Here is a 14,356-nt window from a genome sequence, read left to right as displayed (position 1 = left end):
CGGTACTCAGAGGATCTTCAGGGCCTGACCGGCGTCGCCCGCCACACCGCGAGCCAGTTGCTCGACCCCTGGCATTCATCCATCCGCCGCGCCTCGACGAGGCGGAACATGCTGCCGTCCCAGGCATAATCCTCGCTCGCCCCGCAATCGCCGATGCCGCGCTGCTTGGCATAGCTTTGCAGCCGGGCGGTCTTTGCGTCCCATGCGGCGTTGATCAGGGTCGATGTGCCCATCGCCTCGACCCCGCCGGGTTGGAAGTCGAATCGGGCAAGCCCCGGCTTGCCGCCCGAGACGATCACCGCGACGGTCGAGAAATTATACGCGCCGCTGCCGCATGGCATCAGCACCAGCGTCTTGCCCTCCGCCAGTGCATCGCCCTTGATCGGGTCGCTGACCTGGCTGTCCTCCGTGTCGCAGCCCGACAGATCGACCATCTGCTTGAGCAAGGTCGGCGTGATTGCCGCCGCTTTTCCCGAGGCCGGGAGCGAGCGGACCCGCGGCAAGGGCAGGGCGGCCGGGACCGCGTTGGCCGGCTTGCCGCCCTTGGCCACCGCCGCGGTGACGCCGCCGGCGCGGCCCTGATCGGCGTCGATGAAGCGCAAGGCAGCGGAGGATCCGGCGAGCGACGCATGCGCGAACTCGGTGCCGGCGGCATTGGTCAGGCTGAGCCTTTTGCCATTGGCCAGCGCCGCGACGATCGCCGTCGCCCTGGCGCCGGTCAGGCTCAATGAATCCTTGGTGATCGTCCCACTGGCGATGGCCTTGCCGTCGATGCGGATCGCCGTCTCTTCGTCGTGATGGCCGTTGCTCGAAATCTCGACCACGAACCCGCTGTCCGGGCCCGCCGCGCGCGCGATCGAGAAATAGCCGCCGCTATCGGTGCCATCGACCATTTCCTGAGTCGGGATGAGCGAGGTCATCTCGCAGGCATGAACATTGTCGCACGCGACCGCCCAGTCGCCAAAGGTCTTGATCGGACCGGGCCTGGGTGCGGCGGGGTCGGCCCCCGCGGCAAACAAAAGCAGCGAAAGGATCATGCCCGCATCCTAGCTCAACGCCGCCCAAGTCGATAGGAGCGATGCGACATGAGGCAGGACGGAGCGAAGCGATGCAAGCGGTAGGCGTGATCGGGGCGGGGCAGATGGGCGCAGGCATTGCGCAGGTATCGGCACAGGCGGGCTATCATGTGCTGTTGACCGATGTGTCGAAGGACCGCGCCGAGGCGGGCAAGCTCGGCATAGCCAAGGCACTTGAGCGGCTGGTGTCGAAGGAGAAGATCGACGGCGCCGCGCGTGACCAGGCGCTGGCGCGGATCGAGGCCGTAGAGGGCGTACAGGGCATGTCATCCTGCGGCTTGGTGATCGAAGCCGCGACCGAGCGCGAAGAGATCAAGCGCACGATCTTCGCCGAAGTCGGCAAGGTACTGGGGCATCAGGCGGTGCTCGCGTCGAACACCTCGTCGATCCCGATCACCCGCCTCGCGCAATCCTCGCCTGACCCGAAGCGCTTCATCGGCGTGCATTTTTTCAACCCGGTGCCGGTGATGGGCCTGATCGAAATCATTCGCGGGCTCGCCACGTCGGATGACACGGTCAAGCTGATCGAGACCTATGCCAAGGCGCTGGGCAAGCAGGTGGTGCGCGCCAATGACGCGCCGGGCTTCATCGTCAACCGCGTACTGATGCCGATGCTCAACGAAGCGTGCTTCGCGCTCGGCGAGGGCGTCGCGACGATCCGCGATATCGACCTCGCCTGCCAGCTTGGCCTCAACCATCCGATGGGCCCGCTGACTTTGGCCGATTTCATTGGCCTCGACACCTGCCTGGAAATCACCCGCGTGCTGTTCGAAGGCACCGGCGATCCCAAGTTCCGCCCCGCCCCGGTGCTGGTCAAATATGTCGAAGCCGGCTGGTATGGCCGCAAGACCGGGCGCGGTTTCTACGACTATTCCGGCGACGAGCCCGTGCCGACGCGCTGAGACTTCACCCGGTCGGAAAGGAATAGCCGGTGGCTCATCCCATGATTCTCGCGCTCGCCTTGCTTGGCGCGCCCGCACCGTCCGAGGCACCGATCGATGCAAGCGACTCCGGGATATTCGAACAGCAATTGCGTGACATGGGCTATGCGCCCGGCAAGTTCGAGATCAACGGCGAAACCGCGACGACCAGGATTCAGCTCGATCGTGGCGACACGCTCAGCATCATCCTCGGCGGATGCACCGCGGGATCGAGGTGTTCGTATGTCGTGCTGGTCGGGGCGTTCGACGATGTGGAGAAGCCGCCGGCCGACTGGGTGGCCCGGATGAATGTCGATCATGATCTGATCAAGGTCTGGGTCAACGACATGGGGTTGCTGACCTATTCGGCCGGAGGCGTCATGACTGGCGCATCCAGGGCCACGCTGCGCAACTGGATCGACCTGGTCGAGCAATCGAGCCGCCATCTCGCCTGGCAGGCGAAGACCGATAGACTCACCACGACCGTAAAACCGCCGCTCAAGCGCTGAGCGCTTCGAGCCATTTCTGGTGCCAATGTTCCATTCGGCGGGGGAAGAGCAGGCGGCCGGCGCGGGCGATGAGGCCGTGCTGGGTTTCCTCGGTCAGGACGGTGCAGCCGCCGCCGTCGGACGGGGTGATCAGCCAGGCATGATAGGCGCGGACGCCGGTCGATTCGGCGATCCAGGCGATGCGTGTCTCGGGTTCGAACTCGGTCACCCGCGTCTTGAGCGCGACGCCGAACGTGTTCCAGGTAAAATGCGCGCCCGCGAACAGGTCGGCGCCGCCGCCCTCGATCTTCACCTTGCTGGCATTGGCATAGATGAGCGGCCAGTCGGCGGCGCGGATCAGGCGCCGCCAGACGATCTGCGGGTCAGTCGGGGTCTCGATGCGGTTGACGATATGGACCGGGCTGTCGGCCGGTGCGAAACCGTCCGGCCAGCGAATCGTCATTTGTCGGCGACTCTGGCGGGCTGCTGGAAGGAGACCAGGGCCGCGACCAGTGCCGGATCGTCGCCGGGCGCGATCGGCGCCTTGTAGACCGCGCGCATCTTCTCGACCGTCGCTTGCCATTTCTCCGGCGCCAGATGCGGCTGGGTGGTGATCATCTCGACCGAATGGCACGCGGTGCAATGCTGCGTGACCAGTTCGCCCGCCGGACCGTCAGGCAGGGTTGCCGTCGCATCGGGGAGGGCGATCGCCGCCGAGGTGAGCGCGACGCCGCCGGCCGAGACCGACGGCCCTTTGGCCACCGCTGCCGGCGCAGCAGTCGGATCGACCCGGGCGATCAGGAAATTCCATGCCACGGCGAGCACTGCGAAGGCGAACAGTGAAGCCATTGCGACCTTGAAGCCGACCGATCGCATCAGGCGACCCTGACCGCAATCGATTCGATCGCGCTGCGCATGAAGCCGCTCGGGTTCCAGATCGGATCGGCGACCTGCGTCTCGCCCTTGCTGTTGGTGCAGCGCACCGCCAGCCGATAGCCGCCGGGCTTCAGCGCCGGGATCGTCGCGTTCCACAGCCGGAAACTGTACTTGCCTTCGTCGGTGCCGAGTGGCGCCGCATGCCAGCTCGCCCCGCCGTCCATCGACAGATCGACTCGTGCGACACCGGAGGCGCCGCCCATCGCCAGGCCGCGTACGAAGAAGGGCGAATGCGCCATCACGCTCGCCCCATCCGCCATGTTGGTGACGAAGGCGCGCGGGACCATGCGGTTGATCGGCACGGTCGGAAAATCCTTCGCGCCGGGCGCGACATTGGCGCGCGGTGCAGTCGGAATGCGGTAGGCCTTGTCCATCCAATACCCGGTGTCGGGCGTGGCCAGCACCTCGATCCGGTCGAGCGCCTTGATCCAATAGGTCGAATACCAGCCGGGTACGACGAGGCGCAGCGGGAAGCCATTGAGCATCGGCAATTGTTCGCCGTTCATCAGAAAGGCGATCATCACCTCGCCATCGCGTGCATGGTCGAGCCCCAGCGACTTCTCGAAGGCCGGCGCGCCGGGCGGCGGCCTGTCGAGCCCGCCAAGCCGCACTGCAACCGCACCCGGTGCGACACCCGCGCGGTCAAGCACGTCCTTCAATCGCACACCGGTCCATCTGGCATTGCCGATCGCGCCATTGCTCCACTGCGCACCGGGCACGCGGGGCATGAAATGGCCACGTGAATTGCCCGAACATTGGTTGATCGCGGCAAGCTCGACCCGGGGCATGCTGAGCAGGTCGGTGAGCGACAGGGCGATGGGTTGGCGCACTGCCCCGCCAATCTTCAGGCGAAAGCGCGTGACATCGACCGAGGTCGGAATATCGTCATAATGCCAGCGCACGAAGAACCGGTCATTGGGTGTGAAGACATTGCCGTCGAACGCATCCATCGGCGTTTCGAGCAAGGGCGCGCGGCTGCGCTGCAGGATCATGTTCCCCTTGCCGGGAAAGGCAGTGGTCAGCAGGCGGCCGCCATTGCCGCCGGGCATGCCGAGATCGGCGAGCGCTTGCGCCCAGACCGGCGCGGTCGCCAGGCCGGCGCCGCCGAGCCCGATCAATCCGAGCGCGCGGCGGCGATCCCAAATTCTTTCAAGGGGGTCAGCCATTGGTCCGCAGCGACATCTGCTTCGCCAGGGGTGCGAAGCGAGCGACCTGCCGGCCGACCATGCACAATTGCTCGACCACGGCGGGCTCGCTCGCGCCGCCTTCCTCGTCGAACTTGGTCAGCTGGCTGTTGATCGCGGCGGCAAAGGGTGTCGGCCAGCCGCGCAGCGCATGGACGATCGAGCGCAGCGCCGCGATCGTGCTGCCGGTCGCTTGCCAGCCATAGGCGGTGGCGATCAGCCCGACCGGCATGTCGGCGAGATAGGGTCGGTCCACGTCGCGCGCGGTCTCCTCGAGCAAGTCGAGCGCGTTCTTGACCACGCCCGAAATGCTGCCGTGATAGCCCGGGCTGGCGATGATCAATGCCGATGCCTGGCGGATCGTCTCGACGAACTCGATCTCGTCCGGGGTCCGGGTCGTGGCGCGCGGGTCGTAAAGCGGCAGCCGCGCCATGTCGGCGCCGCCGAACATGCGGGTGCGGAATCCTCCCTCGCGTCCGGCCGCATCGAGCGCGATGCGCAGCGCGCGTTCGGTCGAGGAGACACCGCCGATCGTCCCGCCGATTCCGACGACGAGAGGAGCATCGGCCCGAACGTCAATGGCGGCGGCATCGGCCATGGGTAAACCTTCTACAGAGGGGCGTGATCGATCCGCGGCAGGACATGCCGGGCGAACAGGTCCGCCTCGGCAGCATGGGGATAGCCCGACAGGATGAATGCCTCAATGCCCATGTCGCGATAGGCGTTGAGCTTGGCCAGCACCTGGTCGGGATCGCCGACGATCGCGGCGCCGCAGCCGGAGCGGGCGCGGCCGACGCCGGTCCACAAATTGGGCTCGGCATAGCCGTCATCCGCGGCATTCTCGCGCAAAGCGGCCTGAGCGGCGACACCGGTCGAAGTCGAATCGAGCGACTTGGCGCGGATCGCCGCCCCTTCCGCCGCATCGAGTTTCGACAACAGCCGCTCGGCGGCAATGCGCGCCTCGGCCTCGGTTTCGCGCACGATGACATGCGCGCGGTAGCCGAAGCGCAGGGTGCGGCCATGTTTCGCCGCGCGCGCCTTCATGTCGGCGATGATCGCGGCGACATTTTCCTGCTTGTCGGGCCACATCAGGAATACATCGCAGCCCTTCGCCGCTGCTTCGCGCGCATCCTCGGACAGGCCGCCGAAATAGAGCAGGGGCGCCTTGCCCGATACGGTGCCGATGCTCGGCGGCGCGAGCTTCAGTTTCCAGAATTCGCCGTCATGGTCGAGCGGGTCGCCATTGAGCAGGGTCTTCAGGATCTGCATCGCCTCGACCGTGCGGGCATAGCGCGGTGCCGAGGGCATTGTCTCGCCGGGCATGTCGGAGGAGATGATATTCACCTTCAACCTGCCGCCCGACATGCGGTCGATCGTGGCGATCTGGCGCGCCAGCTGCGGCGGCCAGGTCTCGCCGATACGCACCGCCATCAGCAAATTGATCCGACTGGTCGCGGTGGCGATCGCGGCGGCGAAGGCCGTGGTGTCGATGCCGAGCGCATAGCCCGATGGCAGCAGGATATTGTCGAACCCGCCGGTCTCGGCCTGCGCCACGATGTCACGACAATGTTCCCAGCTCGATCTGAGCTTCGCATCGGGCACGCCGAGAAATTCATAATCATCGTCGCACAGGGCCGAGAACCAGCTGATCTCGCACGCGCCCCTGCGCGTCGTATCGGTCGTCATGGCAGTCTTTCTCCCCGTGACGCGATCAGCACGTCGTACCAGGCCTTGCGCGTCCAGCGCGGCTTGAAAGCGTCCCCGATCATCGCGATACGATCGGCATTCTGCGTGCCGACGATCGGGATCGCGCGCGCCGGATGCGTCATCACCCAGCTATAGGCAGCGGCCGCACGGTCGACCCCCGCCTCGGCCGCGACGATATCGAGCGCGGCGGCGACTGCGCGACTGCGCTCGTCCTGCGGATCGCCGATCCGGCCGCCGCCAAGCGGCGACCAGGCGAGGATCGCCATGTCGCGCTCCATCGCCAGATCGAGCAGGCCGCCGGTGATCGGCTCCAGTTCGAGCGGTGAAAATTCCGGCTGATGGCTGGCCAGCGGGATGGTCAGCAAGCTCGCCAGTGCCGTGGTCTGCGCGACGGTATAATTGGACACGCCGACCGCGCGGACCTTGCCCGAAGTGACCATGTCCTCCAGCGCGCGCGCCACTTCCTGCGGGTGCGCGAGAGTATCGGGGCGGTGGATCTGGTAAAGATCGACCTGTTCGACCCGCAGCCGCTTCAGCGACGCGTCGAGCGCCTCGGCGAGGTAGGCGGCGCTCGAATTATACGGCACCGGCGGGGTGATGCCGCCCTTGGTCGCCAGCACCATGCGCTCGCGCAAGCCGGGCGAGTCAGCGAAGATCTGTCCCAGCAGCGATTCGGCATCTCCGAATCCGCCGGCACCGTTGAAGCCATAGATATCGGCGGTGTCGAACAGCGTGACCCCGGCCGAAAATGCCGCGTCGATCAGCGCGCGCCCCTCCTGTGCGGTGGAGTGGCCGAAGCGCCACATCCCCCAGGCAATCGGGCTGACCATCAATCCGCTCTTGCCGAGCGGGCGGGAATCGGGTGTAAGCATGATTTCAGACATCGTTGTCATATAGGATCGATCCTCGTGGTAGAGCAAGTGCGTTATGGTCTGGTGGGCGCGGGTATGATGGGCGTCGAGCACATCAACAACCTCGCGATCACGCCCGGCGCGGTCGTGACGGCGCTGGCCGATCCGACTGGAAGCTCGCTCGGCTGGGCGAAGACCGCGCTCAAGGAGCGCGCCGATGACGTCGCGGTATTCGATGACGCGGCGGGGCTTGCGGCGAGCGGCCTGTGCGACGCGGTGATCGTCGCCAGCCCCAATCATACGCACCGCGATGTGCTGGTCCCGCTGTTCGATGCCGGCCTGCATATCCTCTGCGAAAAGCCCGTCGCGACTCGAATCGAGGATGCGCGCTGGATCGTCGATCGCGCGGCACAGAGCGACAAGGTGTTCTGGACGGCGATGGAATATCGCTTCATGCCGCCGGCCGCAGAGTTCATCGCCGAGGTGAAGGCCGGGCGCATCGGCCGCTTGCAGATGCTGTCGATCCGCGAGCATCGCTTTCCCTTCCTGCCCAAGGTTGGCGACTGGAACCGTTTCAGCCGCAACACTGGCGGCACGATGGTCGAGAAATGCTGCCATTTCTTCGATCTGATGCGGTTGATCACCGGCGCAGAAGCGGTGCGCGTCTATTGCTCGGGTGCGATGGACGTGAACCATCTCGATGAGGATTATGCCGGGGAGCGTCCCGACATCATCGACAACAGTTACACGACGGTCGATTTCGACAATGGCGTGCGTGCGATGCTCGATTTGTCGATGTTCGCCGATGGCGCGGAAAATCAGGAGGAGATCGCGGCGGTTGGCGACCAGGCGCGGCTCGAGGTGCTGATTCCCGAAGGCGCGATCGTCTATTCGCCGCGCGTCGGTTTCATGAATCCCAAGGCGGTCGAACGTCGTCTGGTCGATGTCGACGCGGCCGCGTTGAACGCCGGCAGTCATCACGGATCGACCTTTTACGAACATCAGAAATTCAACGCCGCGGTGCGCGGCGCCGGCCCGGTCGAAGTCACCGCGCATGACGGGATGATGGCGGTCGCGATCGGCGCGGCGGCGGAAATCAGCGCGCGCGAGCACCGCGTGGTGGAAATGGCCGAATTGGGAGTCTGACCAAAGCCGAACTTTACGACCGCCTAGTCTGATTACGCTGTCAGATCGGGGCCAATAAATATAATATCCATCAATTGAATGGGAATTTGAGGGAGGATTTATGAAACGAGCTTTCCATCTGTCCGGCGCGGCGTTGTTCGCGCTGATCGCCGCGACGCCCGCGTTCGCGCAGGATGCCGCACCCGCCACCCCGGAAGAGGCTGTGGCGACCGACATCGCCGATCCGGGCGATATCATCGTCACCGCGCAGAAGCGTTCGGAGAATCTGCAAAAGGTCCCCGCCGCGATCAGCGTGGTCAGTGGCGAGCAGTTCGAGGCACGCGGCGGCGTCAACGTCCAGTCGCTGCAACAGCTCGTCCCCAGCCTCAATTTCAAGGAAAGCGCGACGACGATCGATTCGTCGCTGTTCCTGCGCGGCGTCGGCACGATCAACTTCTCGATCGCGGCCGAACCGAGTGTCGGCTTCGTCGTCGATGGCGTCACCTATGCGCGCTCCGGCGAAGCGTTCGGCGATTTGTACGATGTAGAGCGGATCGAAGTGCTGCGCGGGCCGCAGGGCACATTGTTCGGCAAGAATTCATCGGCCGGCGTGGTCAACATCGTCACGCGCAAGCCGGGCGATAAATTCGGTGGCTATGTCGAGGGTCAGGCGACCACGGACAGCGAATACAAACTCAAGGCGGCGATCGACATTCCGCTCGGGAACGGGATCAGCAGCCGGTTCACCGGAACCTATGCCAATTTCGACGGCACGGTGCGCAACGTCACGCTGAACCGCACCGTCAATGGTTATGAGCGCTACGGCGTGCGCGGCATGATCGTTGCCGAGGCGACCGACGCATTGACCTTCACGCTGATCGGGGACTGGCGCCGGACCAATGCCGATTGCTGCGCCGAGGTCATCGGTACGGTGCCGGTCAATAACGGCCTGGCCGGATCGCTGAGTGGCATCAAGTTGGCCGGCGACGAAACGCGCGAAATCCGTCAGAACACGTTGACTAAGACGCGCGAGACAAGCTGGGGTGGTTCGCTCCAGGCCGATCTCGATGTGGGATCGGCTGGCACGCTGACCTCAATCACCGCGTACCGCGATTACAAGAATTTCGGTATTCGAGACGGCGACTTTATCGATCGGGTCTACACGGCCACCGGCGGCAACCAGCTCGACGATTTCGGGCCGCAACCATCGACCACCTTCACTCAGGAAGTCCGCCTCGCGTCGCCCGGCAATCAGACCGTCGAATATGTTCTGGGCGGATTCTACTACAAAGCGAAGCAGGAGCGGACCTTCGAGCGTGACGATATCGTCTGCTCGGCGACCACCCTGCCGCCGGTTTCAGGACTCTTTCCTTGCGCGGTCGGCTCCTCGACGCTGACCTTTCCGAGCGCGGTCGGCAATTTCGGGTCGACGATCGAGAATGTCGCGGCGTATGGCAATATCACCTTCCGCGCGACCGACTGGTTGCGGCTGATCGCGGGCGGGCGCTTCACCCATGACAATATCAGTGCCTTCAATGTCCGCGCGGCTGCGACCGGCGCCGGTCCCGGCTTGGTCGGGGCGGCGGCAAATTATCATCTGAAGACCAGTCAGAGCGATTTCTCTGGCAAGCTCGGCGTTCAGGCCGATGTGACCGACGGGCTGATGGCGTATGCGACATTCAGCCAGGGTTATAAGGGCCCGGCGTTCAACGTCTTCTTCAACCAGAACGACAACCAGCTCGCGCCGATCGCGGCGGAGACATCGAACGCTTATGAATTCGGCACCAAGTTCAAGACAGCCGATGGCAGCTTCACACTCAACACCGCGGTCTTCTACGCCAAATACGACCATTTCCAGGCCAACAGCTTCGTCAATCTGAACGGATCGGTCGTCACTCAGTTGACCGACGCGGGCTCGGTGTCGACCAAGGGTGTGGAGATCGAATCGGTGATCCGGCCGGTACGCAACTTCACCATCAACGCCGGCATCGCCTATACCGACGCGCAGATCGACAAGTTCAACATCCCGGCCGGCTCACCTGCGACCGCGACCGACCGGCGTGGCGAACAGCTGCCGCTCGCGCCGACCTGGAAGGGCAATATCGGCGCGACCTGGAAGATCGAGACCGGCGGTTTCGCCAATGTCGAAATCGGCAGCAACATCTCGCTGACCAGCGACCAGGTGTCGTCGCTGCAGGCGGGCGTAACTCCGGGCGATCTTGCGGTGCGCCGCGCGATCACCATCGACGGCTATGCCCTGGTCGACGCCAATATCGCGCTGGTCGATCCGAACGGCGTGTGGCGGGTCAACTTCATCGGCCGCAACCTGACCGACAAGAGCTATGCGTCGCTGATCACCACTGGCGGTCCCGGCGGCAGCTATCGCTATCTCCTGCCGCGCGATGTCGATCGCTATTTCGGGGTCGCGGTGCGGTTCAATTACTGATCGGAGGCCTGGAATGAAATATCAGCAGCAGGCGCGGCAGTTCGTCGAACAGGGCTATGCCGTGTTCGAAGGCGCGCTGGCCGGTGACGCGCTGACTCTGTTGCGCGGCGAATGCGATGCATTCGTCGCGCGCGAGGATGCGCGGATGGACGCAGCAGGCGTCGACACGATCGGCATCAGCCATCGCGGCAAGCGCTATTTCGCCAATGAATGCCAGCGCGTCGCGCCGCAGATCAGGCACATGCTGTTCAGCGACACGATGGCGGAAGTCTGCCGCGCGACGATCGGGGACACGGCCTATTTCTTCTTCGACCAGTTCGTCGTGAAGGGGCCGGAGGGCGGCCTGCCATTTTCCTGGCATCAGGATTCGGGTTATGTCGTCGGTAATGGCGGCCCGGCCGATCATGCCCCCTATGTCACCTGCTGGTGCCCGCTCGACGATGCCACGATCGAGAACGGCACGGTGCGGCTGATGCCGGGGAGTCACCGGAACGGTATCGTTCCGCATGAGCGCCAGACCGGCAGCAATGATCTGGTCGGCGCACCGGCCGAAACGGAGGGGCTCATCGTCGAGGCCAAAGCGGGCGACATCGTCGCTTTCTCCAGCCTGTTGCTGCATGCGACCGGCGCCAATCGCACCGATCGCGCACGACGCGTGTTCCTGGCGCAATATACGCCCGAGGCGATGCTCAATCCCGGCACGAAGCAATTGCGCCGCAACGCCATCGCGCTGCTGCAGGATGGTGAGCAGGTGACCTTTGCTTAGTAAGAGGTACCTGTCCTCTTATGGCAAAAAACTTTTGCCCCCGCGAAGGCGGGGACCCAGTCTGGGCTCCCGCCTTCGCGGGAGCACAAGAAAGGGGCGCGTGCTTTTGTTTTATGTCGATCATCCGGCCGAGAGAGATTGGCATGATCCGCAGGATGCCGCCGGCATCCCGCGCCCGATGATCGAAACGCGCTGGCACCGCCTTGCTGCAAACGCTTCCGATCTCCTGGTCCAACCGCGATGACCCTGTCCCTGGCGCGGCGGAATCTCATCTTCGCGCTGGCGATCACCGCGACGCTGCTCAACCTTGTCGACCGGCAGATCATCGCCGTGCTCAAGCCCGATATCGCGGCGGATATGGGGTGGAGCGACAATGATTACGGCACGCTTGCCGCCTGGTTCCAGGGATCGGCGGCGGTGGCGTTCCTGTTCACCGGCTTTGCGGTCGACAAGCTCGGGGTGAAATGGGCCAATCCGATCGGCGTCGCGCTGTGGAGCCTCGCGGCGATGGCGCATGCCTTTGCGCGCGGCTTCAACAGCTTCGTCTTCTGCCGCATCGCGCTTGGCGCGACCGAGGCGATGGGCACGCCCGCCGCGATCAAGACCATTGCCGTGATCTTCCCGCCGACGATGCGCTCGTTCGGTTACGGGTTGGTCAATACCGTCGGCAGCCTGGGCGCAATCGCCACGCCATTGCTCATTCCGACAGTCGCCCTTTTGTGGGGCTGGCGTGCGGCGTTCCTGATCGGCGGCGGCCTCGGCCTGGTCTGGGCCGGCGCCTGGCTGCTCGCGGTGAAGGGCGTGCATTTCGCCGGTGACGGCGCATCGACCCGCAGCGAAGCGAGCGCGGCCGGCACGATCGGACGAAGCATCTTTGTCGAACGGCGCACCTGGGCGATCGCGATCGCCAAATTCCTGTCGGATGCGACCTGGTGGCTGATGCTGTTCTGGATGCCGGATTTCTTCCATCGCAGCTTCGGCCTGACCGGCATCGCGCTCGGCACGCCGCTGGCGATCGCCTATACCTGCAGCGCGATCGGATCATTGATCGCCGGGACGGTCGCGTCGCGGCTCATCCGTCAGGGCTATAGCGTGGAGAAAGTTCGCAAGGGTTCGCTGCTCGCCGCCGCCTTGCTCGCCTTGCCTTTACCGTTCGCCGACACGGTGCACAGCTATGCTCTGGCGGTCGCGCTGATCGGCCTGGTGATGGCTGCGCACCAGGCCTTTTCGGTCAATCTGTTCGCGCTGATCGCCGATGTTTCGCGGCCGGAAAAGATCGGGCGGGTAACCAGCTTCGGCGCATTCAGCGGCAATATCGGCGGCATGGTGATTGCCAAGGTCGCCGGGCTGACGCTCGCCGCCGGGCTGGGTTATCTGCCGCTGTTCCTGTTCGCCGGCGGATCCTATCTGCTGGCGGTGATCGCGATCCAGATCCTGTTGCCACGGCTGCCGCTCGATGGGATGGGGACGGCAATGCCGGTCGCGCCGCACTGAAGGGTATATTCCGGGATGGGTATATTCCGGGGACGGCTGTATTTCGGGGCGGCTCTGGCCTAGCCTCATCACAAGCGGGCGGAACAGCCCGATCGAAATTGGGGCGACCATGGCGACGAGACAACCAAGACCCCTGCCGATGGCGGCGGATCTCTATGGCGATATCGAGCCGTCGCCCAAGTCGAGTTGGCAGGGCTATCTGCCCGGCCTGGCGATCGTTGCGGCGGGAACGCTCGCGGCAGCCTTCCTGTCGGATCATTATGGCGCGCCGCTGACCCTGATGGCGCTGCTCATCGGGCTCGCGCTCAATTTCCTCAGCGCCGATACGCGCCTCACCCCCGGGCTCGCCTTCGCCTCGCGCTCGCTGCTGCGCTGGGGCATCGTGCTGGTCGGCGTGCGCATCACCTTCGGGCAGATCGTCGCGCTCGGGCCGGTCGCCCTGCTGTGCGTGCTGGCGATCGTCGCGCTGACCATCGGTGCCGGCATCCTCGCGGCGCGGCGCTTCGGCTTCGACACCGCTTTCGGTACGCTTGCCGGGGGTGCGGTGGCGATTTGCGGTGCATCGGCGGCGATGGCTTTGGCCACCACGCTGGGCGAGAAGCGCACCAGCCAGGCGCAGCTGACCATGGTGCTGGTCGGCATCTCGGCGCTCAGCGCGCTGGCGATGGTGCTCTACCCGATCGCCGCGCACGCGCTGGCGATGAGCGACCTCAAGGCCGGCTTCATGCTTGGTGCGGCGATCCATGACGTCGCCCAGGCGCTGGGTGCGGGCTATTCCTATTCCAAGGATGCGGGCGATATCGCCGCGATCGTGAAGCTGACTCGCGTCGCGCTGCTCGCGCCGGTGCTGGCGATCGTTGCCCTGTTCCTGCGCGGCGATGCGTCGCGGGCGAAGGGGCCGGGAATACCCTGGTTCGTTGTCGGCTTTTTCGTGCTGGCCGGGATCAATTCATTCGGGGTGATCCCGGCGGTGACGGCGAAAGGCGCGGAACAGATCGCCGCCGGCCTGCTTGCCGCGGCGGTGACGGCGACCGCGATCCGCTCGCCTCTGTCGCAATTGCTTGAGGCTGGGCCGAAGCCGTTGTTCGTGATCCTCGCGGCGACTTTGGTGGCATTCCTGCTTGCGCTGGGTGCAGCGCTGATGTTCGTCGGGTGACAGGCTTGAGAATTGAGGACTGAGCGGATCCGGTGGCGGATGGCGATTCAATGACGTGGCGGGATGCCGCATGGTGAGAGTCGGACGAGACGCCGGTGAGGCGTTCTCTTCCTGCTCTTTCAAATGGCCACGAAGCGTCGCGCGATCATCGCCCCTGTTTCGATCGAAACGGCCCCTGTTATTGCCCCTGTTCCACCCCTGTTTCCA

Annotated in this window: 14 protein-coding genes; 7 read left to right on the top strand and 7 right to left on the bottom strand. The window is 64.8% G+C overall.

Annotated elements, in window-relative coordinates; translation table 11 throughout:
* Positions 1-17: 17 nt before the first annotated feature.
* Complete coding sequence (locus H3Z74_RS19905) at positions 18-1,037, bottom strand: DUF1176 domain-containing protein (protein ID WP_187761265.1); 1,020 nt, start codon at positions 1,035-1,037, stop codon at positions 18-20.
* 71 nt (positions 1,038-1,108) lie between these two features.
* Here H3Z74_RS19905 and H3Z74_RS19900 point away from each other — a divergent pair, with 71 nt between their 5' ends.
* A complete protein-coding gene (locus tag H3Z74_RS19900) occupies positions 1,109-1,978 on the top strand; it encodes a 3-hydroxybutyryl-CoA dehydrogenase (protein ID WP_187761264.1) in 870 nt (289 codons plus the stop codon).
* 29 nt (positions 1,979-2,007) lie between these two features.
* Complete coding sequence (locus H3Z74_RS19895; protein WP_187761263.1) at positions 2,008-2,505, top strand: hypothetical protein; 498 nt, start codon at positions 2,008-2,010, stop codon at positions 2,503-2,505.
* On the opposite strand, the gene H3Z74_RS19890 is transcribed toward H3Z74_RS19895, so the two are convergent.
* From H3Z74_RS19890 to H3Z74_RS19865, 6 genes are read right to left on the bottom strand one after another with little or no spacing between them, the layout of a single operon-like run.
* Entirely contained in the window at positions 2,495-2,947 is a 453-nt protein-coding gene (locus H3Z74_RS19890) for an SRPBCC family protein (protein ID WP_187761262.1), read from the bottom strand. The two genes, H3Z74_RS19895 and H3Z74_RS19890, sit on opposite strands and share 11 nt — an antisense overlap.
* Complete coding sequence (locus H3Z74_RS19885; RefSeq protein WP_187761261.1) at positions 2,944-3,360, bottom strand: cytochrome C nitrite reductase; 417 nt, start codon at positions 3,358-3,360, stop codon at positions 2,944-2,946. Before H3Z74_RS19885 ends, H3Z74_RS19890 begins: the two co-directional genes overlap by 4 nt.
* Positions 3,360-4,586 (bottom strand): molybdopterin-dependent oxidoreductase, encoded by a 1,227-nt coding sequence (locus H3Z74_RS19880; RefSeq protein ID WP_187761260.1) that lies wholly within the window; start codon positions 4,584-4,586, stop codon positions 3,360-3,362. The genes H3Z74_RS19885 and H3Z74_RS19880 overlap by 1 nt, the downstream gene beginning before the upstream one ends.
* Complete coding sequence (locus H3Z74_RS19875) at positions 4,579-5,202, bottom strand: NADPH-dependent FMN reductase (protein WP_187761259.1); 624 nt, start codon at positions 5,200-5,202, stop codon at positions 4,579-4,581. Before H3Z74_RS19875 ends, H3Z74_RS19880 begins: the two co-directional genes overlap by 8 nt.
* 11 nt (positions 5,203-5,213) lie before the next feature.
* Positions 5,214-6,290, bottom strand: coding sequence for an LLM class flavin-dependent oxidoreductase (locus tag H3Z74_RS19870; protein ID WP_187761258.1), 1,077 nt, complete (start codon positions 6,288-6,290; stop codon positions 5,214-5,216).
* A complete protein-coding gene (locus H3Z74_RS19865; protein WP_187761257.1) occupies positions 6,287-7,195 on the bottom strand; it encodes an aldo/keto reductase in 909 nt (302 codons plus the stop codon). Before H3Z74_RS19865 ends, H3Z74_RS19870 begins: the two co-directional genes overlap by 4 nt.
* Before the next feature lie 36 nt (positions 7,196-7,231).
* Between H3Z74_RS19865 and H3Z74_RS19860 the strand changes: the two genes are divergently transcribed.
* The 5 genes from H3Z74_RS19860 (at position 7,232) to H3Z74_RS19840 (ending at position 14,149) form a co-directional block, all read left to right on the top strand.
* A complete protein-coding gene (locus H3Z74_RS19860) occupies positions 7,232-8,308 on the top strand; it encodes a Gfo/Idh/MocA family protein (protein WP_187764431.1) in 1,077 nt (358 codons plus the stop codon).
* Positions 8,309-8,408: 100 nt separating this feature from the next.
* A complete protein-coding gene (locus H3Z74_RS19855) occupies positions 8,409-10,733 on the top strand; it encodes a TonB-dependent receptor (RefSeq protein WP_187761256.1) in 2,325 nt (774 codons plus the stop codon).
* 13 nt (positions 10,734-10,746) lie between these two features.
* A complete protein-coding gene (locus tag H3Z74_RS19850) occupies positions 10,747-11,499 on the top strand; it encodes a phytanoyl-CoA dioxygenase family protein (RefSeq protein WP_187761255.1) in 753 nt (250 codons plus the stop codon).
* A gap of 240 nt (positions 11,500-11,739) precedes the next feature.
* On the top strand, positions 11,740-12,993 hold the full coding sequence (locus H3Z74_RS19845) for an MFS transporter (RefSeq protein ID WP_187761254.1): 1,254 nt from the start codon (positions 11,740-11,742) through the stop codon (positions 12,991-12,993).
* A gap of 109 nt (positions 12,994-13,102) precedes the next feature.
* The gene (locus H3Z74_RS19840) at positions 13,103-14,149 is read left to right on the top strand and encodes a YeiH family protein (RefSeq protein WP_229726698.1); all 1,047 of its coding nucleotides are present in this window, start codon (positions 13,103-13,105) and stop codon (positions 14,147-14,149) included.
* Positions 14,150-14,356 lie beyond the last annotated feature (207 nt).

Source organism: Sphingomonas alpina (genome assembly GCF_014490665.1).
In the GTDB taxonomy this organism is placed as follows: domain Bacteria; phylum Pseudomonadota; class Alphaproteobacteria; order Sphingomonadales; family Sphingomonadaceae; genus Sphingomonas; species Sphingomonas alpina.
Note: the sequence above shows the minus strand (reverse complement) of the source record. Positions and strands in the feature narration are given on the sequence as shown.

Bases quoted from the DNA above. Each gene is read 5' to 3' on its own strand.
- H3Z74_RS19900 (WP_187761264.1), top strand. From the start codon at position 1,109: ATGCAAGCGGTAGGCGTGATCGGGGCGGGGCAGATGGGCGCAGGCATT.
- H3Z74_RS19850 (WP_187761255.1), top strand. From the start codon at position 10,747: ATGAAATATCAGCAGCAGGCGCGGCAGTTCGTCGAACAGGGCTATGCC.
- H3Z74_RS19875 (WP_187761259.1), bottom strand. From the start codon at position 5,202: ATGGCCGATGCCGCCGCCATTGACGTTCGGGCCGATGCTCCTCTCGTC.
- H3Z74_RS19865 (WP_187761257.1), bottom strand. From the start codon at position 7,195: ATGTCTGAAATCATGCTTACACCCGATTCCCGCCCGCTCGGCAAGAGC.
- H3Z74_RS19840 (WP_229726698.1), top strand. From the start codon at position 13,103: ATGGCGACGAGACAACCAAGACCCCTGCCGATGGCGGCGGATCTCTAT.
- H3Z74_RS19890 (WP_187761262.1), bottom strand. From the start codon at position 2,947: ATGACGATTCGCTGGCCGGACGGTTTCGCACCGGCCGACAGCCCGGTC.
- H3Z74_RS19905 (WP_187761265.1), bottom strand. From the start codon at position 1,037: ATGATCCTTTCGCTGCTTTTGTTTGCCGCGGGGGCCGACCCCGCCGCA.
- H3Z74_RS19870 (WP_187761258.1), bottom strand. From the start codon at position 6,290: ATGACGACCGATACGACGCGCAGGGGCGCGTGCGAGATCAGCTGGTTC.
- H3Z74_RS19880 (WP_187761260.1), bottom strand. From the start codon at position 4,586: ATGGCTGACCCCCTTGAAAGAATTTGGGATCGCCGCCGCGCGCTCGGA.
- H3Z74_RS19885 (WP_187761261.1), bottom strand. From the start codon at position 3,360: ATGCGATCGGTCGGCTTCAAGGTCGCAATGGCTTCACTGTTCGCCTTC.
- H3Z74_RS19845 (WP_187761254.1), top strand. From the start codon at position 11,740: ATGACCCTGTCCCTGGCGCGGCGGAATCTCATCTTCGCGCTGGCGATC.
- H3Z74_RS19855 (WP_187761256.1), top strand. From the start codon at position 8,409: ATGAAACGAGCTTTCCATCTGTCCGGCGCGGCGTTGTTCGCGCTGATC.